Source organism: Dietzia sp. 111N12-1 (assembly GCF_001658045.1).
GTDB classification, from domain to species: Bacteria; Actinomycetota; Actinomycetes; order Mycobacteriales; family Mycobacteriaceae; genus Dietzia; species Dietzia kunjamensis.
This window is the reverse complement of the sequence record NZ_LSSV01000013.1, coordinates 81,690-103,550: the sequence shown is the minus strand read 5'-3', so window position 1 is coordinate 103,550 and position 21,861 is coordinate 81,690. Positions and strand designations below refer to the sequence as shown.

The window sequence follows — 21,861 nt, the reverse complement described above, 5'->3', positions numbered from 1 at the left end:
CCTGGTGGGCGGAACTGGTGAGCGGAAGTCGTGGGCGGAAGTAGTGGGCGGAGCTGGTGAGCAGGAGTCGTGGGCGGGGTGGCCGGCAGAGCTGGCCGGTGTCCGGCGCGGGACCGTCAGACGCGGGCCGGCATGGACGGCGAACCGAGCAGGACCGGCACCTTGCGGCCGTCGCGCTCCTCGAACTGCACGGTGGGGTCGGGCGCCTCGGGGGCGTTGATGAAGGAGACGAACCGGCCGAGCTTGTCGGGGTCGTCCAGGACGGCCGCCCACTCGTCCACGTACCCCTCGACATGCGATTCCATCCGGCCCTCGAGCTCGGCCGCGAGCCCCAGTGAGTCGGAGCAGACGACCTCACGAAGGTGGTCGATGCCGCCTTCGAGCGACTCCAGCCACGGTGCGATCCGCTGCAGGCGCTCGGCGGTGCGGACGTAGAACATCACCGTGCGGTCGATGTAGCGGATGAGCTGGTCGTCGGTGAGATCCCCGGCCAGCAGCTGGGCATGCCGCGGCGTCGCGCCACCATTGCCACCGACGTAGAGGTTCCAGCCGGTCTCGGTGGCGATCACCCCGACGTCCTTGCCGCGCGCCTCGGCGCACTCGCGGGCACAGCCGGAGACGCCCATCTTGATCTTGTGCGGCGCCCGCAACCCGCGGAACCGGGTCTCGAGCAGGACCGCCATCCCCACGGAGTCCTGCTGGCCGTAGCGGCACCACGAGGTACCCACGCAGCTTTTCACCGTGCGCAGCGACTTGCCGTAGGCGTGACCGGACTCCATGCCCGCGTCGACCAGGCGTCGCCAGATCTGCGGCAACTCCTCCACACGCGCGCCGAAGAGATCGATCCGTTGGCCGCCGGTGACCTTGACGTACAGGTCGTGGTCGCGTGCGATCTCGCCGATCACGATGAGCTGATCGGCCGTGACCTCCCCGCCGGGCATCCGCGGGACCACCGAATAGGTGCCGTTCTTCTGGATGTTGGCCAGGAAGTGGTCGTTGGTGTCCTGCAGCGAGGCCTGCTCGCCGTCGAGAACATGGTCGGAGCTGGTCGAGGCGAGGATCGAGGCGACGGTGGGCTTGCAGATGTCGCAGCCGGAGCCGCGGCCGAAGCGCCCGATCAGGCCGGAGAAGGTCCGGATCCCGGTGACGGTGACGATCTCGAACAGCTCCGAGCGGGACTGGTCGAAGTGCTCGCACAGTGCCGTGGACTGCTCGACGCCCTCGGCCTCGAGCACCTGACGCATGAGCGGCAGGCACGACCCACACGAGGTGCCGGCGCGGGTGCACGCCTTGAGTGCCGGGACGTCGCACGCCCCGCCGCAGATCGCGTCGCGCAGCGTGCCCTTGGTGACGGCGTTGCAGGAACAGATCTGGGCGTCGTCGGGCAGCGACTCGACGCCGACACCCCCGCCGTCCGCCGCGGCGCCGGGAGTGATGAGGGACAGGGGATTGGACGACGGCAAGGTGCGCCCGAGCAGCGGCTTGAGCAGCTGGTACGGGCCCGCGTCCCCGACGAACACCCCGCCGAGCAGGGTCAGGGCGTCGTCGCTGAGGACGAGTTTGGAGTAGGTGCGCGTGACGGGGTCGTCCACCACCAACTCGAGGCAGCCGGGCGTGCGCCCGTGGGCGTCGCCGAAGCTGGCCACGTCGACCCCCATGAGCTTGAGTTTGGTGGCGAGGTCGGCGCCGGTGAACTCGGCGTCGGCGTCCGGGCCGTCGCCCAGCCGGGCGGCGACCACCTCGGCGGAGGCGTACCCGGGCCCGACCAGGCCGTAGCAGGTGCCCTCGATGGCCGCACACTCGCCGATCGCGAACACGTGCGGGTCCGAGGTGCGGCACGCCCGGTCGGTCAGCACGCCGCCCCGCTCGGCCAGTGCCAACCCGGCCCCGCGGGCGAGCTCGTCACGGGGGCGCACACCGACGGAGAACACCACGACCGCTGCCTCGACCGCGGTCGTCTCGCCGTCGTCGGAGGTCAGGGCGACCCGCACCCCGCCGGTACCGTCAGCACGGTCCCCCTGCTCGATCACCGTCTCGGTCACGCTCAGGTGCACGTCGATCCCGCGGTCGCTGATGAGATCGCGCAGGAGCGCGCCGCCGCGAGCGTCGACCTGGACGGGCATCAGCCGGTCGCTGCGCTCCACCACGTGCGGGGCGAGCCCGAGCATGCTCAGCGCGTTGGCGGCCTCCAGTCCCAGCAGCCCGCCGCCGATCACCACGCCGCGCGCCCCGGCCCCGGCGCGCTCGGCGGCGGAGCGGATCGCGTCCAGGTCGTCGAGCGTGCGGTAGACGTGACAGCCGGGCAGGTCGTGACCGGGCACGGGCGGGACGAACGCGCGCGAACCGGTGGCCAGGACCAGCGTGTCATAGTCGATGCGCTCGCCGGAGTCGAGTTCGACCTGCCGCGCGGCGCGGTCGATCGTGGTGACCAGGTGGCCGGAGCGGACGGTGACGCGCGGATCGCCCGAGTGCCGGGCGTCGTCGAGGTGCAGGGCCCCGCGTTCCCAGGCGCCGACGTAGGCAGACAGGCCCACGCGGTCGTAGGCGGGGTCGGGTTCCTCGCCGATCACCGTGACGGTCAGGTCGGCGTCGGCGTAGTGCGAGCCGAGGGTGGAGACGAAGCGGTGGGAAACCATTCCGTGCCCGACGACGACGATGTGCTCAGTCATTCCTGGACCTCCTTCGAGCCTGTACCGAACAGGTTAGGAAGGCGGTGTTGCAGGGCTGTGGCGTCGGATCACGGTCCCGTGACGCTTAGTTCACACGGGACCCGGCGGCGGGTGAGGCCGCGGACGGGCTACGGGTGCGGGCGTGCCGAGGGCGCGCGGATGCCGGGAACCGGGTGAGGGCGGTCGCTTGCGCAGATGCCGGGGGAGGGGGGCCGCTCAGTCGAGGGGGAGCAGGCTCGTCGGCGTGGCCGAGACCTCGTCCACCCGGTCGAGGTTCTGGCGCACCCGCTCCCACTCGCCGGAGGGGATCTCCTTCTCGAGTCGGCGCAGGACGGCCTTGTCGGAGGTCGCCCATGCAACGGGCATGGGTGAGATGAACTGGTACAGGTTGTCGCCGCCGCGGGCGCTGCGGTTGCCGACCACGGCCACGCACGGCACGCGCTCGCCCACGCGGACGTCGTGACCCGGGAGCTTCTCGCAGCTGCGGACGGCCAGTGCGGGGAGCTTTCCGGCGGAGCGGTCGACGGCACGGTCGACCAGCGCCAGGAGGGTCAGCCCGCGGGGGCGCACCTCGGCGATGATGGCCGGGACGAGTTCCGAGGTGGCGTAGGTGCGCTGCATCGAGCCCATCTTGCGCGGGATGTACCCGATCATCGCCAGGCATCCGAGAGCGAAGACCCCGGCCAGCGCGGCGACGATCCAGGCCCAGGCCTCGAAGCCGGAGTAGATGAGCAGGCCCACGGTCGCGCCCAGGACGAGCACACCGAGGATGCCCGCGGACCACTGCAGCCGCCGCACCTCGGCGAGGCTCTCGTTGTGCTTGCGGACCCAGGCGTCGTCGACGGGGATGTCGGCGAGGCGGTACTGCTCGTGCGGGGCGCGGGGGGTGCGATCGGCGGCCATGGGTCCAGTATCCCAGGAACCGTCCGGACCGGACCCGCGGGTGGCCGCCGGCGTCAGCCGACCTCGGGGATCGGCGGCCCCAGCAGGTCGTCGGCGTCGATGATCCGGTAGGCGTACCCCTGCTCGGCGAGGAACCGCTGCCGGTGCGCGGCGTACTCGGCGTCGAGGGTGTCGCGCGAGACCACCGAGTAGAAGTGTGCCTGGCCACCGTCGTGCTTGGGCCGCAGCAGCCGGCCCAGCCGCTGCGCCTCCTCCTGCCGGGAGCCGAACGTCCCCGACACCTGCACGGCCACACTGGCCTCGGGCAGGTCGATCGAGAAATTGGCGACCTTGGACACCACGAGCGTGGAGATCTCCCCGGCGCGGAACGCGTTGAAGAGCTTCTCACGCTCTTTGTTGGAGGTGGAGCCCTGGATGACCGGGGCCTCGAGCTCGTCGCCGAGCTCCTCGAGCTGGTCGAGGTAGGCACCGATCACCAGGGTCGGGGCGCCGGCGTGCTTGGCGAGGATGCTCTTGACCACAGGGATCTTGGTCCGTGCGGTCGAGCACAGCTTGTACTTGTCCTCCGCCTCGGCGGTGGCGTAGAGCATCCGTTCGTTCTCCGTGAGCGTCACCCGTACCTCGACGCAGTCGGCCGGGGCGATCCAGCCCTGCGCCTCGATGTCCTTCCACGGGGCGTCGTACCGCTTGGGTCCGATGAGGGAGAAGACGTCACCCTCTCGGCCGTCCTCGCGCACCAGGGTGGCGGTGAGCCCGAGCCGGCGCCGGGACTGCAGGTCCGCGGTCATCCGGAACACCGGCGCGGGCAGCAGGTGCACCTCGTCGTAGATCATCAACCCCCAGTCGCGGGAGTCGAACAGCTCCAACGCCCGGTGGACGCCCTTGGTCTTGCGGGTGACCACCTGGTACGTGGCGATGGTGACCGGGCGGATCTCCTTGCGCTCGCCGGAGTACTCGCCGATCTCGTCCTCGGTCAGCGTGGTGCGGGCCAACAGCTCCCGCTTCCACTGCCGACCGGCGACGGTGTTGGTCACCAGGATGAGCGTGGTGGCCTTGGCCTTGGCCATCGCGGCCGCCCCGACCATCGTCTTGCCCGCGCCGCAGGGCAGCACGACGACACCCGAGCCGCCCGCCCAGAACGAGTCGGCGGCCATCTGCTGGTAGTCGCGCAGCTCCCAGGGCTCGGTCTCGGTGGACAGGTCGATGTCGTGGGCCTCGCCGTCGACGTACCCGGCCAGATCGTCGGCGGGCCAGCCCACCTTGAGCAGCTCCTGCTTGAGGCGGCCGCGCTCGGACGGGTGCACCACGACGGTGTCGGTGTCGATGTCGGCGCCGAGCATCGGGGCGATCTTCTTGTGGCGTTTGACCTCGGCGAGCACTGCGGAGTCCAGGGAGACCAGGGTCAGTCCGTGGACCGGGCTCTTGACCAACTGGAGCCGGCCGTAGCGGGCCATGGTCTCGGCGATGTCCACCAGCAGCGGCTGCGGGACGGGGAAGCGGGAGAAGTTGACCAGCACGTCGACCACCTGCTCGGCGTCGTGGCCGGCGGCCCGGGCGTTCCACAGCGCCAGCGGCGTGATCCGGTAGGTGTGGACGTGCTCGGGGGCGCGCTCCAGCTCGGCGAACGGGGCCAGCGCCTGGCGCGCGTCGTTCGCCTGCTCGTGGTCGATCTCCAGCAGCACGGTCTTGTCCGACTGGACGATCAGCGGTCCACCACTCACTTCGGCCCTCCTCGGGGTCTCACCGGACCCGCGTGGGTCCGACCCTCCATTGTCCAGGAATCCGGGTCAGCGGGTCGGGTCGACGTCGGAGACGGAGATCACGCGGTGCAGCGGCAGGGTGACGGGCTCGGCGGAATCCGGCTCGATCCCCTCGATCCGACCCCCACCGACGGAGGCCGGCACGAGCAGTCGCGCGGTGGACCGGCCCTGGGCGTCGACGACCGAGACGGTCACGGCGGTGCCCGTGCTCGCCGCGTCGTGCAGGCGGGCGATGGCGGCCTCGCCGGTGTACGCGCCCCCGGAGGCGCCCCGCGCCGAGCGCACCCGGTCGGCCGAACGCATCGCGGCGACGGCCGCCCGCAGTTCGGAGGGGGTGGCCGTGCGAGTGGGGACGCGGGGCGCGCGGGTGATGCGGCTCTCCCGGACACGGGCCACCGGCCGGGACAACGCGACGACGGCGCCGGTCGTGTCCTCGACGACGGGGGCGAACCCGTGCTCGCGCAGGGCCTCCACCAGGTCCAACGGCCGGGCCTGGGAGATGAGGACGGTAGGCGCGACGGTCCGCAGTGCGCAGTTCTCGGCCACCGGGGAGCTGAGCACCTGGGCGACCAGAGACGGGTCGTCGCACCGGACGAAGGACAGGGCGGTACCCACCCGCAGCCGACCGTGACGACGGGCCACGTCCTCGATGAGGTAGTCCAGCGACTGCGGGACGGGGGTGACGGAGGTCCGGGCGAGCAGGTCCCGGATCCCCGCCGCCGTGCGCCCGGCGTCGAGTGCGCGACGCACGGAGGTCTCGGTGACGCGGTAGGTGGTGGCGGCGCCGGCCGACTCGACGTCGGCCAGGAGCGCGAACTCCGCGGCGAGCTCGGGCACGAGCGGGCCGGGGGCGAGGATCGTCAGGTCGGCCTGGACGATGACCTCCGAGACCGGGTCTGGCAGGGCGGCGACGAGGACCGGTTCGAGGTCCTCGACGCCGGGGGCGGGGGTGCCGTCATGGGTGGTGGCGGTGTGGGTGGCGGCTCCGGCGACGGGTGCGTGGGTGTCGCCGGCGAGGGCCCTGGCCGCGCTGGTGGCGGTGGTCCCGACGACGAGTCCCATCAGGCGCGCCTCCGCCACGGTCTCGGCCACGGGCCGGGAACCCGCACGCGAGAACCACACCGGCGAGGACCAGCGCACCACCTCCGTCAGCAGTGTGGCGTCGGGTTCCGCTGCGGGGTCCAGGGCGGCCAGCGCCTTCAGGACCCGGACCCGTTCTGTGGGACCGGGCGGGCCGATGGGCTCACCCAGTGCCGGCACGGTGCCGCCGCCCTCGATCTCGGACCCGACCCTCCAGGGAGTCCGCGGCATGGACCACCACGCGAGGACGAGCTCGGCCCAGCGGCGTGCGGGTTCGCGGGCCGACCACACGTCGGCGGCCTCGGTGGGGGCCCACACCGAATCGAAGGCCACGTCGCCGACATCGGCGTCACCGACAGCGATGAGTCCCGCGGCCGCGAGGACCTCGAGCAGCAGGGGGAGCTCGCCCTCGACGAGACCGGCGGCGCGGGCCACCCGCCGCAGTTCGCGCACCCCGACACCGCCCGCCTTGAGGGTGGCGGCCGGGGCGGTCGACAGAGCGGAGAGGACCGAGTCGCAGCGGTGCAGCAGTTCGAGGGCCGCGACACCGCCGGAGGCGTCGACCCGGCCCGCCCCGCCCGACGCCGCCCCGGCCCTCGGGGCGGCCCACGCAGGGGCGTGGAGCAGCGACGATCCCTCGTCCCGGGCGCCGTGGCGGGCCCGGTCCAGCGCGTGGGCACGGGGGACGACGACCTCGCCGTCGTCCCCACCGGTCACCTCCGCGAGTCCCGCGCCGGCCAGCTCGGTCGCGGCGGCACGCACCGGCTCCGACGCCCCGGCTCCGAGAGCCCCGACGGGGGTGCGCCCGCGGGCGATCGCCTCGAGCACCCCGACCGCCGCAGCCGACAGACCGCCCCAGGCGACGTCGAGGTCGGCGCCCGCGGGCTCGCCGGGGTGCGGCGCCACCACCGGGGCCGACCGGACGGCCACCGCCGTGACCGGCACCATCCGGACATGACCCTCCCCGCCCCAGAGCAGGGTGAGGTCGCGGAGACGGGCGACGGCGGCGTGGAAGACGGGCTCGTCGTCGTCGACACCCAACCGCCCCGACACCGCACCCAGCGGCACCGTCCCGGAATCGGCACCCACCGCGGCGGCGGTGGACAGGACCACGAGCTCCGGCCACGTCAGGGTCCCCAGCGCGCGGGCGGTGGACGCCGGCAACCGCAGCCTCGACGCGAGCACGTCGACCGAGGCCGGGGGAGGGGTGGCCACATCCGGACGCAACTCGCACACGCGGACGAGCGCGTCATCGGACAGCCCGGCCAGCCACGCGGGGAAGTCCGGTTCGTCGCCGGCGGCACCGGGGGAACCAGCACTGCGGGGGGCGACACGGCGGGAGGAGGCTCGGGAACTCGGCATGATCCGTCCCAGCCTAGTGAGATCGCGGCGGCGGTGAGGACCGTCCGGGTCCGATACGACCCGGATGCTGACGGGACGCCCGCGAGGTGAGACACTGGACACGTGGCTGCCAAGAAGAATCTGACCCATGACAACCCGGGATGGCCCGACGCCTCGTTCGGCGAGCACCCGGTGACCGAACTCGCCGCGCTGGTCGCGGGAGGCCTGTCCCCTTTCGGGCAGGAGACCTTCCCGCTGCCGCAGCATCGGCTGGGCTACCTCCACCCGGAGACGGTGGTCAACAGGACCGTCCGCACCCGCTGAGCGCGACGCACTCACACACCGCGACGCACTCACACACGAGGAAGGGCCGCCACTCCCTGCAGGGGGTGGCGGCCCTTCCTCGTGGTCCGTGGACCGGGGCTGCGCGGGTGACGCGTCAGTTGGCCAGGTAGGTGGCGAAGAAGCCGTCCACCAGGTCCTGGTTGCCGGCGTAGGCGGCGTCGACGGCGTCCCGGTTGGCCTCGTAGGTGTCGGCGATCGGCAGCACGATGCCGCGGCCCTCGGCGAAGGAGGACAGGGTCGCCACGTGATCGGCGGCGGTGACCGCCTCCGGGGCGGCGGGCGCGGCCGGGGCGTGGGCACGCGGGGCCGGCGCGGGCGCCGGGTTGGACAGGTCGCGCGGGGTCGGCGCGGAGTTCAGGCCCAGCTTGGCCGAGCAGGCGGGCCAGGCGCCCCAGCCCTGACCGGCGAGGGTCTTCTCGGCGATCGCGATCTGCTGCTCGCGCGTGGCCTGGTTGGCCGTCGGGGCGTACTGCGTACCGCCGTAGGCGGCCCAAGTGCTCGGCGAGAACTGCAGGCCGCCCTGGTAGCCGTTCCCGGTGTTGATGCCCCAGTTGCCGCCGGACTCGCACTGGGCCAGGCGGTCCCAGTCGGAGTCGGGGGCGGCGTTGGCGGCCGGCGCGAGGGCCAGGCCGGCGGCGGAGAACGCGGTGCCCGCGAGGACGACCTTCACAGCGTTCCTGGGCGCTGAGGAGGCGGCGGCACGGTGGCGTCCGGTGTAAGAGGTCATGTCGTCAGTCCTTTTCACTCTGTGCCTACGGGGTGAGCTGTCGGGTTCGGACGAGTGCGTCCGGCCGCCGGTGGCGGCTTCACCCCAAGGCGACCATCGGTCGCCGGGCCGTGGTGGGCCCTGTCGGGTCCCCCGTCCCCGCCCGGGTAATGGTCACTGTGGCATCGGCCGCTGGGCGGGGTTCGGTAGGTGCGTCCGATGCCGACTCGCTGACGAGTCTGCTACGAAACTGTAGCGGTCCGATGCCGGATCGTCACCATTCTGAAATAAACCGAGGCAGTCTGGGTCTGACGTGCGTGCCGTTATCGGCTCGTTACCAGCGGTGTTCGCGGGAGGGTGTGGTTGATCACACCGAGGGCGGTCGCGAGCCGAGGATGGCGTAGAGCAGCCCCAGTAGGAACCCGACCGGCGTGAACAGCATCGCGCCGAGATACAGGAGGGTCGGCGCGTCGCGGCCGAGCACGAACGGGGTCAGCGCCGCCGCGACGGTGAACAGCACCCCGATCGTGAAGATGACGAGCGCCGTCACGAACAGGCCCCGGCGTCGTGGCCGCACGGGGTCGGCTGCCCGGGTGGACGCCGCGGCGTCAGGTGTCCAGGGGTCGTCGGCGGGGCGTCGATCGTCGGCGGTCACACGGGGAGGTTACCGCTAGCCTCGCGGTGGGCACCAACGCGCACGAGGGTAGTCTCGGGGCATCAGTCATGGTTGTCGGTCGCGTATGCCGCGTCCGGTCGGAAGGTGGTTCGCGGTGCCCAGCGGCAAGGTCAAGTGGTACGACGCGGAGAAGGGCTTCGGCTTCCTGTCCCAGGAGGGCGGCGAGGATGTCTACGTGCGCTCCGAGGCGCTCCCCGCAGGGGTCGAGACGCTGCGTCCGCGCCAGCGCGTGGAGTTCGACATGGTCTCCGGGCGCCGCGGCCCCCAGGCGTTGCGCGTGGTGGTCCACGACGAGCCGACGGTCGCGGAGGAGCGGGCCCCGAGGAGCGGGCCCCGACGTTCGGCGGACGAGCTGCACGGGATGGTCGAGGACATGATCAAGGTGCTCGAGTCGACCGTCCAGCCCGAGTTGCGCCGTGGTCACCGTCCGGAGGCCAAGGTCTCGGGCCGGGTGGCGTCGGTGCTCCGCGCGGTCGCGCGCGAGCTGGACGCCTGACCCACGGATCAGTCGGCGTAGGTGAAGCGCACCGACCACTCGCCGTTGAGGATCGACTCCGACCCGTCAGCGGCATAGACGATCGCGACCGCACGGATGGCGAGGCCGTCGATCCGGCCCTCCTCCGGGGTGGTCACGGGCACCAGCAGCTGGCCCGGCCCGCCGGCCTCGACGGTGTAGTCGCGGGAGCCGTCGGCGCGGATCTCGTAGACGTCCATCGTCGACGCACGCAGCTCTCCGGGCAGCCGGACGGTGAGGACGTCCTCATCCTGCACCCGGAACTCGCCGACCGGATTGGTGAAGGTGTTCCCGTCCAGGTCGGTCGCGGTGAACGGCAGCACGGTCACCTGGCTGCGATCGCTCGCGACGGTCACCTCGGGTAGTGCACCGTATCGGGCCTCCGAACCCTGCCAGGCGCCGACGATCGCGGCGATCATGATGATCATCCACGCCGCGATCGCCCAGGTGATGGGACGGATACGGGAGCCGGTCGACGGGGTCTCGTTGCGGGAACTCACTCCCTCATTCTGCCGAGGGGCCGGGTGTCGGCCACACCCGGGTCGCGCGGCGGGCCCGGGAAGCGCGGCCTGTTGCCGCCTAGGCCGGGGACGAGGGTCGACCCGCGGCCGGTCAGGTGCGATTGCGCGAACATCAGGGCGCCGACCACGGCGATCACCGAGAACCCCACGGTGAAGTCGGTCGGCAGGAGGACGCCCAGTGCTCCGCCGAGGACCCACGCCACCTGCAGGGCGGTCTCGGAGCGACCGAAGGCCGAGGAGCGTGCGGCGTCCGGGATGTCCGTCTGGACCGACGCGTCGAGGGCGACCTTGCCCAGGGCGCTGCACACCGCCGCGACGAGCGCGAGGACGGCCGCGGCCCAGATGGTCCCGAGGAACGCGGCGACGACGGCCGTCGCCAGGGCCGCCCCCGCGGCCGTGCCGGCGATCCGGTCGGGCCGGCCCAGCGGGAGCCGCGCACCGACGGCGTTGCCGGTGAAGGTACCCAGCCCGCCGGCGGCGCCCGCCATCGCCAGGAGGCCGGCCTGCTCGATCGCGGTGGCGTCCTCCTGGGCCTTGGCCATGAACGCCAGGAACAGGGTGAGGAAGCCGGTCATGAAACGCAGGAGCGACACCGCCCACAGGTTCGCCAGGACGTTCCTGCCCAGCGGCCGCGTGAGGACCGCCCGGAGGTCACCGGTCAGACTCGGGCCCCGCTCCATCCGCAGGGTGGCGGACTCCTCGTCCCGGGACGCCTCGGCGTGCGCGGGGATGGTCACGGCGACGTAGGCCGCGACGAGGGCGACCGCTGCGAGCAACCACAGGGCGGCGTCGGAGTCCCACAGCCATGCCACGGCGCCGGCTGTCGCCCCTGCGATGAGGCTGCCGCAGACGTGCCCCAGCACGGTCAGGCGGGAGTTGGTGCGGACCAGGTCCAGGGTCGGGGGCAGCACGTGGGGGGTGATGGACGCCTTGACGACGCCGAACGTCTTGGACAACACGAGCATGCCCAGCGCGAGGGGGTACAGGAGCCAGGAGTCGAAGTTCAGCGCGAGGACCACCGCCAGCACCGCACGCAGGGTGAACGTCAGTGAGACGGTGAGACGTCGGCCCCGGTGGAGGCGGTCCAGGGCGGGGCCGATGACCGGCGCGATCAGCGCGAACGGCGCGACCGTGACCAGGAGGTACAGCGCCACGCTGGCGCGGGACTCCGCGGTCGCGGCGGAGAAGAACAGGGTGTTGGCCAGGGCCACGGCGAGAATCGCGTCGCAGGCGAAGTTGGCGACCGTGACGTAGCTGAGCGGAGCGAGTCCCGAACGGTCCGCGCCGTCGGCGTGGAAGACCCGGCGCACGCCCCGTCCGGCGGAGGAGGCGGCGCGGCGCGCGGGACCGGCGGTACGCTCACCCAACGAGGCGCACCTCGTACATGGTCGGCCACAGCTTGCCGGTGAGCAGGACGTTCCCGGAGTCCGGCAGTGCCGCGATCCCGTTGAGCACGGCATCGGGGTCGGCGGGCCGCGGTTGCTGGAGCTGCCCGGCGTCGTAGATGGCGGTGACCTGCCCCGTGGCGGGGTCGATCCGCACGATCTCGTCGGTCATCCACACGTTCGCGAGGACCGAGCCGTCCGCACATTCCAGTTCGTTGAGCCGGGTGACCGGCGTGCCCCCCGAGGTCACCGACACGCGTCCGGTCGGCTCGAAGGTCGTCGGGTCGCGGAAGGTCAGGGTGTCGGAGCCGTCGCTCATCACCAGCGCCGTGCCGTCGGAGCACAGGCCCCAGCCCTCGCCCTCGTACGGGACCTCGGAGCGCACCTCGAGGGTCTGCGGGTCGCGGTTGTGGGCGATGCCCTTCTGCCAGGTGAGGGTCCACAGGGTGTCGGGGGTGACGGCCAGGCCCTCGCCGAACTCGTCCCCCGCCATGGCGACGGTCACCGCGGGCTCGCCACCCCCCAGCGGTCGACGCTGGACCACGGAACTGCCGACCCGCCCCGTCGACTCGTAGATCTCGTCGCCCACCACCTGTAGCCCCTGGGTGAACAAGGACGGGTCGTGCTCGAGCGTGCGCACGACCTCCACCGAGCCGCGCGCGGGTTGCGGGTCCGACGGCCCGACCGGCACCCGGGGGGCCGCCGAACTCCCGGCGGCCGAGCCGGCGGGGACGCTCGACGAGGCCAGGGAAGCGCCGGCGGTGGTGGCGGGCGGTGCTCCTCCGTCGTCCGAGGAACACGCCGTGAGTGCGGCGACGAGGCTCAGGGACACGACGAGGGGGCCGACCGGGCCGAGGGCGCTGCGCATGCCCCCCAGGATGCCGCACGACGGGCCGGGCCGTGACCTCCACGCGGAGATGCGCATAATGGGAGGGGTGAACACCGAGGTAGGCACGGATCAGGGGTCGGATTTCGACGGCGCGCTGCGTGAGCGGCTGGCCTCCGGCGTCGACGTGGCCCGGTCGGCGGTCGAGGAGTTCGCCGCGGAGGGTGTGGGGGAGCACCTCGGCAGCACCGTCGAGGCGGAGTTCACAACCACGCACCGGTTCGCCTCCGAGCTGCCCGGGTACCGAGGTTGGTACTGGGCCTGCGTCCTCGCGCTCGTGCCCGGTGGTGACCTGACCGTCGACGAGATCGCGCTCCTCCCGGGAGCGGACGCGCTGGTCGCCCCCGAGTGGGTGCCGTGGGATCGGCGCATCCGGCCCGGGGACCTCGGCGCCGGGGATCTGCTCCCGCCGCCCGAGGACGACGACCGGCTCGTCCCCGGCTACACGCTGAACGGCGACGACGAGCTGGACGACGCCGCGGGGCCGATCGGTCTCGGCCGACCGCATCGCCTGAGCTGGGAGGGGCGGGCCGCCGCCGCCGACCGGTGGACGGTCGAGCGCGGACCGGACACCGAGATCGCCCGGGCCGCCAAGCACCACTGTGGGACCTGTGGGTTCCTGGTGCCCGTGGCCGGGTCCCTGGGCGCCCTGTTCGGCGTCTGCGCCAACGAGTTCTCCGCCGACGGGCAGGTCGTCCACCTCGAGTACGGCTGCGGCGCCCACAGCGAGGTCGAGATCCCCTCCGACACCGGGCCGGCTGTTGCCTACGCGTACGACGACGCCGCCGTCGACGTGGTGGTCCTGCCCCAGCAGCTCGCCGCGACCGCACGTGCCCGCTCCGCCGCCGATGACCGCACGGACGATCAGGCCGCGTCCGGCCACCCCGCGTCCGGTGCGGCCGCCCCCCACGAGGGTGGGGACGCCGAGACGTCTGTCGACGAGCCCACGTCCGCGGACTGACCCGCTCAGTCCAGGTCGTAGTCCAGGCCCTGTTGGGCACCCGCGCTGCCGCGTAGTACGGCCCGGCGCTGCAGTGCGTAGACGATCGTGCCGACCGCCCCGACGCCGACGCCGACCGCGCCCAGGATGACCGAACGCATGTCGACCTCCTCCATGAGCATGTGGGCCAGGAGGGCCAACGTCCACGCCAGGGTGCCGATGATGACGACGGGTCGGGGGTCCAGCAGGTAGGCGGGAATCCGGGGGACCCCCGGGTCTGTCGACTCGTCCGTCATGACCGCGACGCTACCGCAGGCGGCGGGGCGGTTACTCTATGACGGTTCCTCACCCACAGCTCAGGAAGGTCACCAGATGTCGCAGAGCACCGGGGCCCCGTCGCAGCCCCCCACCAAGGTCGGGGCGCTCGATCGCTACTTCAAGATCAGCGAGCGCGGCTCGACGGTGTCCCGCGAGGTCCGCGGCGGGCTCGTCAGCTTCTTCGCGATGGCCTACATCATCATCCTCAACCCGCTGATCCTCGGCTCGGGCACCGACGTCGAGGGCAACCAGCTGTCGATCGTCGAGATCGCCGCGGTCACCGCCTTCACGGCGGGCGTGATGACCATCGCGTTCGGTGCGATCGCGCGGTACCCCTTCGCATTCGCCACGGGCCTGGGGATCAACTCGCTCGTCGCCGTCACCATCGCGCAGCAGGTGACCTGGGCCGAGGCCATGGGCCTGGTGGTCATCGAGGGCATCATCATCGTGATCCTCGCCGTCACCGGGTTCCGCACCGCCGTGTTCAACGCGGTGCCCGGCGAGCTCAAGGCGGCCATCGCCGTCGGCATCGGCCTGTTCATCGCGATGGTCGGTGTCGTCGACTCCGGTTTCGTCCGCCGCCTCCCGGACGCGGCCGGCACCACCGTCCCGGTGGGGCTCGGCATCAACGGGTCGATCGCCTCGTGGCCCACCTTCGTCTTCGTCGTCGGTCTCCTGCTCTGCGGAATCCTCGTCGCACGCCAGATCCGCGGCGGCCTGTTCATCGGCATCGTCGTCACCGCGGTCTTCGCGGTGATCGTCGAGGCCCTAGCGGACGCGGGCCCGTCCTTCGTCGACGGTGAGCCCAATCCGACCGGCTGGGGCCTCGCGGTCCCCGGCATCCCCGATTCTCTCGGGGGCATCCCGAACCTGTCGCTGATCGGCCAGGTGGACCTCATCGGCGCGTTCGTCCGCATCGGGCCGCTGGCCGCGGGCCTGTTCGTCTTCACCCTGCTGCTCGCCAACTTCTTCGATGCCATGGGCACTTTCACCGGCCTCGGCAAGGAAGCCGAGCTCATGGACGACAAGGGCAACCTGCCCAACATGAAGGCCGCGCTGGTCGTCGAGGGATTCGGTGCCGTCGCCGGCGGTCTGACCTCGTCGTCGTCGAACACGGTGTTCCTCGAGTCCGCCTCCGGCATCGCCGAGGGAGCCCGGACGGGCCTGGCGAACGTCGTCACGGGCGGGTTGTTCCTGCTGGCGATGTTCTTCACCCCGCTGTACGAGGTCGTCCCGGTCGAGGCCGCCGCGCCCGCGCTGGTGATCGTGGGTGCGCTGATGATCTCGCAGATCAAGGCGATCGACCTGACCAACTTCGCGGTCGCGCTACCGGCGTTCCTCACGATCGTGGCGATGCCGTTCACGTACTCCATCGCCAACGGCATCGGGATCGGTTTCATCGCCTGGGTCGTCATGGCAACGGCCACCGGCAAGGGCCGCACCGTGCACCCGATCCTCTGGATCGTCGCGGTCGCGTTCGTCGTGTACTTCGCGATCGGTCCCATCACCGACGCGCTGGCCTGACCGGCCGGCGGGAGGAGCGACCGAACCGTGCACGTCGTCGACGTCTCCGACCCCGCCGACCCCAGGCTGGACGACCTCCGCGACCTCAACAACTCCGACCGGCGGCCCGACCTGCCCGGCGGGCGGGGACTGGTGATCGCCGAGGGCACGTACGTCGTGGGCCGCATGCTGCTCTCGCGCTTCCGGCCACACGTCCTCCTGGGTACCGACGCGCGGTTGCACCAGTTGCGCAGGGAGGCCGCCGCCGAGGGGTGGGACGCCGACGAGCGCGCGGGCGACGCGGTGTATCTGCGCACCACCAAGGACGTCCTCAGCGAGGTGATCGGCTTCCGGTCCAGCCGCGACATCCTCGCCGCCGCGGACCGGCCCGCACCACTGCCGGTCGAGGAGGTGCTGGACGGCGCGCGGACGCTCGTCGTGCTCGAGGGCGTCAACGACCCCGAGAACCTCGGCGCGATCTTCCGCAACTGCGCTGCCCTCGGGGTCGACGGCGTGCTGTTCGGGGCGGCGGCCGGGGACCCGCTCTACCGGCGGGTCGTGCGGGTGTCGATGGGACACGTGCTCCGCCTGCCGTTCGCCCACCTGCCCGGCACGCCCACCACCTGGCAGCGTTCGCTCGAGGACCTGCGGGAGCGGGGCTTCCGGACCGTCGCCCTGACGCCGTCCGCCGACACCCCGCTGTCCCGGGCCGTCGACGCCGACAGGGTGGCGTTCGTGCTCGGCGCGGAGGGCCCGGGGCTCACCGAGCACGCGATGCGTGCCTGCGATGTGCGGGCCGCGATCCCCATGACCGACGGCACGGATTCGCTCAACGTCGCCACCGCCGCGGCGGTCGCGTTCTACGAGCGGTCCCGCCGGGACTGACCCGCTCGCGACGGGCCGCGTCGACCCGCTAGCGGGATCCGCCGTCGCGACGGCGGCGGGACACCGAGTCCGCGCCCCGGCGCACGGCGTCACCGACGAGGCCGGCGATGCTCCGTATCCGGCCGCCGCGCGCACCCCCGCCCGGCCCGCGGGATCCGGAGGGGAGCCGCTCGTAATCGTCGTCGGCGTAGGGGGAGGGCCCGCCGGCGGCGCTGTCGCCATCGGCGTCCGTGTCGGACCCGACGCCGGCGGCACGCCTCGCGGCCGCGTGGAGCTCGGCGCGGCCCGGCATCCCCACGACGTGCAGTGCCGGCCCGGAGAGCGGGGTGTGCTGGCGTACCTCGCGGCGACCGTCGGTGGCGAACCCGTGGACCGGCACGTCGAGACCCCCCGGCTCCAGGTCGAAGCCGAGCCAGTCGCGGTGGGCGGCGTGGAGGAGTGACGACGGCGAGAACGGCAACGCCAAGGGGGTGTCGGTCGCCGTGTCGAGCGGGAACTCGCCGGCCCAGTAGGGCCTCTCGAACGGCAGGGGCATGCCCTCGTCCTCGACGATCCGGTCGTCGGCCCCGGCGAACGCCCGCACGAGCCGCCCCGACTCCCACCGGGCGAATCCGCTCACCCCGTCCTCCGCATCCTGGGCGAACAGCAGGATGGTGGGCGCCTCGACCAGTTTCAGCCACGACTCCGGGGTGGCGGACGGCGTGATGGGCCCCTCCATCGGGATCTGGACGACGGTGAGTCCCGGGAACGAGCCCACGTAGATCTCCCCCGGCCCGGCCGAGGCCGAGCGGTTGAGCGGGAACGCGCCCAGGGACGCCACCGTGACCGTGGGGAACAGCCGCGACAGCAGACGTCGCGCGAAACCGGGGTCGGACGGCTGTCCCGCCCGGATCGGTGCGGCGGGATCGTCCGTGGCCAGATACCAGAAGGTTGCGACGTGGTGTCCCATGACCGGACTCAGTCGTCCTTACCGCGGACCCCGAGCAGGACGTCCTCCCACGAGGGCATCGTGGGATGACGGCGCGAGGGGCGTCGTTCGGGTTCGGTGGGCGTGGGCTGGAGGAAGTCCTCGTTGTCGGTGTTGTCGTCGTCGTCGTTGTCGTTCCCGCCTCGCACCCCCGCGGGGCGCGAGGCGCCGGACGTCGGCTCCGACCGCCCGGACGACACCGGTCCCGTCCCCGCGGGAGGGGCGGATGCGGCGGGGGTGGACGGTCCGGCTGGTGTCGACGATCCGGCTGGGGTGGCCGGCGCGGCGGACGGCGCGGGGACCGCGCGGATCGGCGGCGGGCCCGGCGGCAGCGGGGGAGGAGACGAGACCGAGCGCAGCGCCGTCGCGCGCGAGGGGTCGAGGATGTTCTCCGCCTCGTCGTCGAGGGCCCGGGCCGAACCGCCGTGCGAGTCGGGGACGAACGACCACGTCGCACTGGCGTCGTCGGACAGGCCCGCCGGCCAGGAGGTACGGACGACCCACCCACCGGACCGGTCACGCCAGGCGTCCCAGACGACCAGGTCCGGGTCCACGCCACGGCGGTCGAGGGCGGCACCCACCCGGTCGGCGAGCGTGTTGAGGGCCGGGCCGTCCGGCAGCACCGGATGGGCGCCCTTGGCCATGTCGGCGGCGTTGGCGCGTTCCAACAACACCGGCACGGCGAACCCCTGGATCCGCGACAGTGACACGCCGGCGTCGGCGGCGACCTCCTCCGGGGAGGCGCCGTGCCGGATGCGGTCCTGGATCTCGCGGGGGCGCAGCGTACCGGTCACGGGAGCCCGACCGGACCCACCACCGGGCACGAACTCACCACGGGCGGCCGCCCGCAGACGATCATCGAGTGGGAGGGAGAGCTTCTCGCCGGAGTCCGGGACCTCGCATTCGACGACCGACGACTCGGTGTCCACACCGACGATCCTCAGCTTCCGCATGCCGCCTCCTCGACTCCTCGCGGTCCCGTGGGCGGCTCGAGGGGTCGAGTGGCGCGCACCCGGGTCCTGGGCGTTGATCCACATGGTAGGTCAGCACAGCCCACCCGGCGCGCGGACGGGCCGGGTGGGCTGCGGAAAACTGCAGACGATGCTGCGCGGGTGGCCCCGGAGGACGCCGATCAGGCGAGCTGGCCGACCACGTGGTCGATGCAGCGGGTCAGCTGCGTGACGTCCTCCGGCTCGATCGCCGGGAACATGCCGATGCGCAACTGGTTGCGGCCCAGCTTGCGGTACGGCTCGGTGTCGAGGATGCCGTTGGCGCGCAGCGTCTTGGCGACCTTCGCGGCGTCGATCTTCTCGTCGAGGTCGATGGTGCCCACGACCTGCGAGCGGTGGGCCGCCTCGGTGACGAACGGGGTGGCGTAGTCGCTGGCCTCGGCCCAGTCGTAGAGGCGCGAGGACGAGTCCTTGGTGCGCGCGACGCACCAGTCCAGACCGCCCTGCGAGTTCATCCACTCGATCTGCTCGGCGAACATGATCAGCGTGGCCACGGCCGGGGTGTTGTACGTCTGGTTCTTGCGCGAGTTGTCCACCGCGGTCGGCAGGGACAGGAAGTCCGGGCACCAGCGGTCGGTGGCGGCGATCTCGTCGACCCGCGCGAGCGCGGCCGGGCTCATGATCGACACCCACAGGCCACCGTCCGAGGCGAACGACTTCTGCGGGGCGAAGTAGTAGACGTCGGTGTCGGCGATGTCGACGGGCAGCCCGCCGGCGCCGGAGGTGGCGTCGATCGCCACCAGCGCGTTGTCCGAGCCGGCCGGACGGCTCACGGGGAGCATGACGCCGGTCGAGGTCTCGTTGTGGGCCCAGCCGATGAGGTCGACCGACGGGTCCGAGGTCGGCTCGGGGGCCGAACCGGGCTCGGCGGAGATGACGATCGGGTCGGCCAGGAACGGCGCACCGCCGGTGACCTTGGCGAACTTGGAGGAGAACTCACCGTAGGTCAGGTGAAGCGACTTCTCGCGGACCAGTCCGAAGGCGGCGGCGTCCCAGAACGCGGTGGTGCCGCCGTTGCCCAGCACGACCTCGTAGCCGTCGGGCAGGGAGAACAACGAGGACAGGCCGTCGCGCACGCGGCCCACGACATCCTTGACCGGGGCCTGCCGGTGACTGGTGCCCATCACGGTGGTGGCGGCGTCGGACACGGCCGCGATCTGCTCGGGACGGACCTTGGACGGGCCGCAGCCGAAGCGGCCGTCGGCGGGCTTGAGGTCGGCGGGGATGGTGGGCAGCTGATCGCTCATGCTCTTGGGGTGCCGTTCGGTCGGGGTGTGGGACGTGGTCCATCGTAGTCCGGCCCGTCCGTGGCCCGGAGTACCGTCTGGGTCATGGAGGAACCCGCCCTGGAACCGGCCGATTTCGACGTGATGCGGGTCGGGTACGGCCTGCATCCGCGCTTGGACGTCGCCGACCTGGACGACGGGTGGCTGCCGCTGTTCACCGCGTGGTTGGAGGAGGCGGGGCGCCGAGGTGTCCGTGAGCCCAACGCGATGGTGCTCGGCACCGTCGGTGCCGACGGCCGGCCCTCGACCAGGACGGTGCTGTGCAAGGGCGCCGACGAGCGGGGGGTGACGTTCTTCACGACGACGACGTCCCGCAAGGGCACGCAGTTGGCGGAGACCGGGTACGCGTCGGTGACCTTCCCGTGGTTGGTCGCCGAGCGTCAGGTCCACATCGAGGGTCCGTGCCATCCGGTTGACCGGGCGGACAGCCTCGACTACTGGCGCACGCGGCCCCGGGGGTCGCAGGTCTCGGCGTGGGCTTCGGAGCAGTCCCGACCGGCCGAATCCGTCGAGGAGCTGGAGTCGCTGTACGCGACCGCGGAGCGGCGACTGGCGGGCGTCGACGAGATCCCCATGCCGGACAGATGGGGCGGGTTCCGGCTGGTGCCCGAACGGGTCGAGTTCTGGCAGGGCGGTCCGGACCGCTTCCACGACCGCGTCGAGTGCCTCCTGGCGGGGGAGACGTGGACGGCCCGCAGGCTCCAGCCCTGACCACCCGCGTCCAGACAGGCTGTGGGGCCGTGGGGGGGAGCGTCTGAGAACTCCCTTCGAACCGTGGTCCGCCCTCACGGTAGGGTGTGGCACAGCACATTCGTGGCGGGATTCAGGCCGCCGGGACCAGTCGTCGGAGAGGGAATCGCGTGACCGCAGGCTCGAACGGTTCGGACCGCAATGCAACACTGTCCTACCCCGGCGGTGAGCTCGAACTCGATGTGGTGGAAGCGACCTGCGGAAGCGACGCGGTGCAGCTGGGTTCCCTGCTGGCGAAGACGGGGATGACGACCCTGGACGTCGGGTTCGTCAACACCTCCGCCTGCACCTCCTCGATCACCTACATCGACGGCAACGAGGGCATCCTCCGTCACCGCGGGTACCCGATCGACCAGCTCGCCGACAACGCGTCCTTCCTGGAGGTCTCGTACCTGCTCATCTACGGTGAGGACCCCACGGAGGCCCAGCTCGCCGAGTTCACCGAGAAGGTGCTCGCCGAGACGACGCTGCCCGGCCAGATGATGCCGCTGCTGCAGGCCTTCCCCCGGGACACCCACCCGATGCCCGTCCTGTCGGCCGGCGTGAGCCTCTTCGGGACCCACGGTGACGACCTGGACATCGACGACCCCAAGGCCGTCGACCTGGCCACCGCCCGACTCCTCGGACGCGGCCCGACCCTGGCCGCCGCGATCGAGCGCATCCGGGGCGGCAAGAACGCCATCGACCCGGACCCGTCGCTCGGGTACGTCCGCAACTTCCTGCGGATGACGTTCGGCCCGGACTACGAGGTCACCGACGAGGTCGCCGACGCCCTCGACATGCTCCTCGTGCTGCACGCCGATCACGAGCAGAACTGCTCCACCTCCACCGTCCGCATGGTCGGTTCCTCCGAGGCCCCGCTCTACGCCTCGATCACCGGGGGCATCAACGCGCTGTACGGTCCGCTGCACGGTGGCGCCAACCAGGCCGTGCTGGAGATGCTCGAGCGGATCGACTCGGAGGGCGGCGACGCCACCGACTACATGGACCGGGTCAAGAACAAGGTCGACGGCGTCAAGCTGATGGGCTTCGGCCACCGCGTCTACAAGAGCTACGATCCGCGCGCGCAGATCGCCAAAAAGCACGCGCACGCGCTGCTGTCGCAGAGCAACGACCCGCTGCTCGAGATCGCGCTCAAGCTCGAGGAGACGGCGCTCGCCGACGACTACTTCGTCGAGCGCAAGCTCTACCCGAACGTGGACTTCTACACCGGCCTGATCTACCGCGCGATGGGCTTCCCGACGGAGATGTTCACCGTGCTGTTCGCGCTCGGCCGTATGCCCGGGTGGATCGCGCACTGGCGCGAGATGCGCGAGGATCCGTCCACCAAGATCAACCGCCCGCGTCAGGTCTATACCGGCCCGGCCGAGCGGAGTTTCACCCGGATCAGCCAGCGCTGAACCCGGGAACCTGACT

20 protein-coding genes and 1 riboswitch are annotated in these 21,861 nt (G+C 72.0%); of the genes, 7 read left to right on the top strand and 13 right to left on the bottom strand.

Annotation, left to right across the window (positions count from 1 at the left end):
• Nucleotides 1–116 precede the first annotated feature (116 nt).
• The 4 genes from nirB to AYO52_RS02440 form a co-directional block, all read right to left on the bottom strand.
• A complete protein-coding gene (nirB, locus tag AYO52_RS02455; protein ID WP_067712703.1) occupies nucleotides 117–2,669 on the bottom strand; it encodes a nitrite reductase large subunit NirB in 2,553 nt (850 codons plus the stop codon).
• Nucleotides 2,670–2,885: 216 nt separating this feature from the next.
• Nucleotides 2,886–3,572 carry a DUF3239 domain-containing protein gene (locus AYO52_RS02450; RefSeq protein WP_067712701.1) on the bottom strand — a complete coding sequence of 229 codons (687 nt, stop codon included), beginning with the start codon at nucleotides 3,570–3,572 and terminating at the stop codon, nucleotides 2,886–2,888.
• A gap of 53 nt (nucleotides 3,573–3,625) precedes the next feature.
• Nucleotides 3,626–5,293 carry a DNA repair helicase XPB gene (locus AYO52_RS02445; RefSeq protein WP_067712698.1) on the bottom strand — a complete coding sequence of 556 codons (1,668 nt, stop codon included), beginning with the start codon at nucleotides 5,291–5,293 and terminating at the stop codon, nucleotides 3,626–3,628.
• Between the two features lie 66 nt (nucleotides 5,294–5,359).
• Nucleotides 5,360–7,774, bottom strand: a complete 2,415-nt coding sequence (locus tag AYO52_RS02440; RefSeq protein WP_067712695.1) for a helicase-associated domain-containing protein — start codon at nucleotides 7,772–7,774, stop codon at nucleotides 5,360–5,362.
• 102 nt (nucleotides 7,775–7,876) lie between these two features.
• Here AYO52_RS02440 and AYO52_RS02435 point away from each other — a divergent pair, with 102 nt between their 5' ends.
• Nucleotides 7,877–8,077, top strand: a complete 201-nt coding sequence (locus tag AYO52_RS02435) for a hypothetical protein (RefSeq protein ID WP_067712692.1) — start codon at nucleotides 7,877–7,879, stop codon at nucleotides 8,075–8,077.
• Nucleotides 8,078–8,192: 115 nt separating this feature from the next.
• Here AYO52_RS02435 and AYO52_RS02430 read toward each other — a convergent pair whose 3' ends face one another.
• Together AYO52_RS02430 and AYO52_RS02425 are read right to left on the bottom strand one after the other, a co-directional pair.
• Nucleotides 8,193–8,825 (bottom strand): transglycosylase family protein, encoded by a 633-nt coding sequence (locus tag AYO52_RS02430; protein ID WP_067712689.1) that lies wholly within the window; start codon nucleotides 8,823–8,825, stop codon nucleotides 8,193–8,195.
• Nucleotides 8,826–8,833: 8 nt separating this feature from the next.
• Nucleotides 8,834–8,990: riboswitch (cyclic di-AMP (ydaO/yuaA leader) on the bottom strand.
• A 181-nt stretch (nucleotides 8,991–9,171) separates the two neighbouring features.
• Nucleotides 9,172–9,459 (bottom strand): hypothetical protein, encoded by a 288-nt coding sequence (locus AYO52_RS02425; RefSeq protein ID WP_067712686.1) that lies wholly within the window; start codon nucleotides 9,457–9,459, stop codon nucleotides 9,172–9,174.
• A 115-nt stretch (nucleotides 9,460–9,574) separates the two neighbouring features.
• Here AYO52_RS02425 and AYO52_RS19165 point away from each other — a divergent pair, with 115 nt between their 5' ends.
• Nucleotides 9,575–9,976: a cold-shock protein gene (locus AYO52_RS19165; RefSeq protein WP_067712771.1), complete on the top strand. Its 402-nt coding sequence runs from the start codon at nucleotides 9,575–9,577 to the stop codon at nucleotides 9,974–9,976.
• An 8-nt stretch (nucleotides 9,977–9,984) separates the two neighbouring features.
• Here AYO52_RS19165 and AYO52_RS02415 read toward each other — a convergent pair whose 3' ends face one another.
• The 3 genes from AYO52_RS02415 to AYO52_RS02405 are packed head-to-tail and all read right to left on the bottom strand — an operon-like array spanning nucleotide 9,985 to nucleotide 12,768.
• The gene (locus AYO52_RS02415; protein WP_067712684.1) at nucleotides 9,985–10,494 is read right to left on the bottom strand and encodes a DUF2771 family protein; all 510 of its coding nucleotides are present in this window, start codon (nucleotides 10,492–10,494) and stop codon (nucleotides 9,985–9,987) included.
• The gene (locus AYO52_RS02410) at nucleotides 10,491–11,882 is read right to left on the bottom strand and encodes an MFS transporter (protein WP_067712682.1); all 1,392 of its coding nucleotides are present in this window, start codon (nucleotides 11,880–11,882) and stop codon (nucleotides 10,491–10,493) included. Before AYO52_RS02410 ends, AYO52_RS02415 begins: the two co-directional genes overlap by 4 nt.
• Nucleotides 11,875–12,768 carry a glutaminyl-peptide cyclotransferase gene (locus AYO52_RS02405; RefSeq protein WP_067712679.1) on the bottom strand — a complete coding sequence of 298 codons (894 nt, stop codon included), beginning with the start codon at nucleotides 12,766–12,768 and terminating at the stop codon, nucleotides 11,875–11,877. The genes AYO52_RS02410 and AYO52_RS02405 overlap by 8 nt, the downstream gene beginning before the upstream one ends.
• A gap of 58 nt (nucleotides 12,769–12,826) precedes the next feature.
• Here AYO52_RS02405 and AYO52_RS02400 point away from each other — a divergent pair, with 58 nt between their 5' ends.
• Nucleotides 12,827–13,747, top strand: coding sequence for a DUF3027 domain-containing protein (locus tag AYO52_RS02400; RefSeq protein WP_082923706.1), 921 nt, complete (start codon nucleotides 12,827–12,829; stop codon nucleotides 13,745–13,747).
• Nucleotides 13,748–13,752: 5 nt separating this feature from the next.
• Here AYO52_RS02400 and AYO52_RS02395 read toward each other — a convergent pair whose 3' ends face one another.
• Nucleotides 13,753–14,022 carry a DUF2530 domain-containing protein gene (locus AYO52_RS02395; RefSeq protein ID WP_067712676.1) on the bottom strand — a complete coding sequence of 90 codons (270 nt, stop codon included), beginning with the start codon at nucleotides 14,020–14,022 and terminating at the stop codon, nucleotides 13,753–13,755.
• Between the two features lie 76 nt (nucleotides 14,023–14,098).
• Between AYO52_RS02395 and AYO52_RS02390 the strand changes: the two genes are divergently transcribed.
• Together AYO52_RS02390 and AYO52_RS02385 are read left to right on the top strand one after the other, a co-directional pair.
• Nucleotides 14,099–15,568, top strand: coding sequence for an NCS2 family permease (locus tag AYO52_RS02390; RefSeq protein ID WP_067712674.1), 1,470 nt, complete (start codon nucleotides 14,099–14,101; stop codon nucleotides 15,566–15,568).
• A 27-nt stretch (nucleotides 15,569–15,595) separates the two neighbouring features.
• Complete coding sequence (locus AYO52_RS02385) at nucleotides 15,596–16,432, top strand: RNA methyltransferase (protein WP_067712671.1); 837 nt, start codon at nucleotides 15,596–15,598, stop codon at nucleotides 16,430–16,432.
• Between the two features lie 28 nt (nucleotides 16,433–16,460).
• Here AYO52_RS02385 and AYO52_RS02380 read toward each other — a convergent pair whose 3' ends face one another.
• The 3 genes from AYO52_RS02380 to serC all read right to left on the bottom strand — a co-directional run bounded on the left by AYO52_RS02380 (nucleotide 16,461) and on the right by serC (nucleotide 19,656).
• The gene (locus AYO52_RS02380; RefSeq protein ID WP_067712668.1) at nucleotides 16,461–17,381 is read right to left on the bottom strand and encodes a hypothetical protein; all 921 of its coding nucleotides are present in this window, start codon (nucleotides 17,379–17,381) and stop codon (nucleotides 16,461–16,463) included.
• Between the two features lie 8 nt (nucleotides 17,382–17,389).
• A complete protein-coding gene (sepH, locus tag AYO52_RS02375) occupies nucleotides 17,390–18,352 on the bottom strand; it encodes a septation protein SepH (protein ID WP_067712665.1) in 963 nt (320 codons plus the stop codon).
• Between the two features lie 179 nt (nucleotides 18,353–18,531).
• Nucleotides 18,532–19,656 (bottom strand): phosphoserine transaminase, encoded by a 1,125-nt coding sequence (serC, locus tag AYO52_RS02370; RefSeq protein ID WP_067712662.1) that lies wholly within the window; start codon nucleotides 19,654–19,656, stop codon nucleotides 18,532–18,534.
• An 84-nt stretch (nucleotides 19,657–19,740) separates the two neighbouring features.
• On the opposite strand from serC, the gene pdxH reads away from it, so the two are divergent.
• Together pdxH and AYO52_RS02360 are read left to right on the top strand one after the other, a co-directional pair.
• Entirely contained in the window at nucleotides 19,741–20,406 is a 666-nt protein-coding gene (gene pdxH, locus AYO52_RS02365; protein ID WP_082923705.1) for a pyridoxamine 5'-phosphate oxidase, read from the top strand.
• Nucleotides 20,407–20,555: 149 nt separating this feature from the next.
• Nucleotides 20,556–21,845, top strand: coding sequence for a citrate synthase (locus tag AYO52_RS02360; protein ID WP_067712660.1), 1,290 nt, complete (start codon nucleotides 20,556–20,558; stop codon nucleotides 21,843–21,845).
• Nucleotides 21,846–21,861 lie beyond the last annotated feature (16 nt).